Genomic DNA, 1,551 nt, shown 5'->3' on the forward strand with positions numbered 1-1,551 from the left:
TTTTTAGAAATTCTATTGAGTGGTCTCAGAGCCCGCTAGAATACTGCTGCCAGACGACGAAACAAGTTATACCAACTGTCTAAAACCACTGTCAAGGCAGCATTTACGCTAATGCGTATTTATTCTGCTATCTGAGCCTTTTGTTTTGTTTTTCTGCCCTTTTTGGCCTTTTGATGAGGAATCCGCTTGACCTTCCGGCGCATATGCGAGGGCAATATCGAGCACCTCATCAATCCATTTAACTGGAATGATATCTAAAGACTCTTTAATATTTTCAGGCACCTCTTTGAGATCCTTCTCATTCTCATGCGGAATCAATACGGTTTTTATTCCACCTCGATGCGCAGCTAGCAGCTTTTCTTTCAAGCCCCCAATCGCAAGAACCTGACCTCTAAGCGTGATCTCTCCTGTCATCGCGACGTCGGCCTTCACAGGCACTCCTGAAAACGCAGATACCATCGCTGTGCACATGGCAATACCAGCACTTGGCCCATCTTTTGGAGTCGCACCTTCTGGCACATGAATATGCACATCGTTAGTCTCATGGAAATTGGCATCAATACCCAATGCATCGGCTCGGCTACGAACAACCGTCATAGCTGCCTGAATAGACTCTAGCATTACATCACCAAGAGAACCCGTTCGAACAACTTTACCCTTACCGACAACACTCGAGCACTCTATTGTGAGCAACTCACCGCCTACCTGAGTCCAAGCTAATCCGGTTACATGCCCGATACGATCCTCGACATCCGCTTTACCGTAACTGAACTTCCTTACGCCTAAAAAGTCAGACAGATTATCTGCGTCGACACGCAACTGGCCGTTTACTTCTTTGAGGGCAATCTGCTTAACAACCTTCCTGCACAGCTTTGCAATTTCACGCTCTAAGCCACGCACTCCAGCCTCTCGCGTATAGTATCGAACAACATCGCGCACTGCTGACTCGTCGATTATAAGCTCTCCCTCTTTAAGCCCATTATCCTTGACTTGCTTAGGAATTAAATAACGCTCGGAAATATTCAACTTCTCATCCTCGGTATAACCAGGAATTCGAATTACTTCCATTCTATCCAGCAATGCCGGCGGAATATTCATCGAGTTGGACGTACAAACGAACATCACATCAGACAAATCGTAATCGACTTCTAGGTAATGATCGCTAAACGTTGAGTTTTGCTCGGGATCTAAAACCTCCAATAGAGCAGATGCTGGATCACCACGATGATCCATCCCCATTTTATCGATCTCATCCAAAAGGAACATCGGATTCTTAACACCGATCTTGGTCATTTTCTGGACCAATTTACCCGGCATTGACCCAATATAGGTACGACGGTGACCACGTATTTCTGCCTCATCACGAACACCACCCAAAGCAACACGTGTAAACTTTCGATTTGTGGCTTTTGCTATCGATTTACCTAATGAAGTTTTACCTACACCTGGAGGACCCACAAGACATAACACAGGGCCTTTTAATTTTTTAACACGCCCTTGAACCGCCAAATATTCGAGAATACGATCTTTTACTTCCTCTAACCCATAATG

General features: G+C 45.2%; 1 protein-coding gene. It reads right to left on the reverse strand.

Annotated elements, in window-relative coordinates; genetic code table 11:
* Window positions 1–108 precede the first annotated feature (108 nt).
* The coding region (gene lon / locus A3739_RS23820) for an endopeptidase La (protein ID WP_068503065.1) at window positions 109–1,551 on the reverse strand (1,443 nt) is incomplete at its 5' end.

This window comes from Oleiphilus sp. HI0067, from assembly GCF_001635735.1.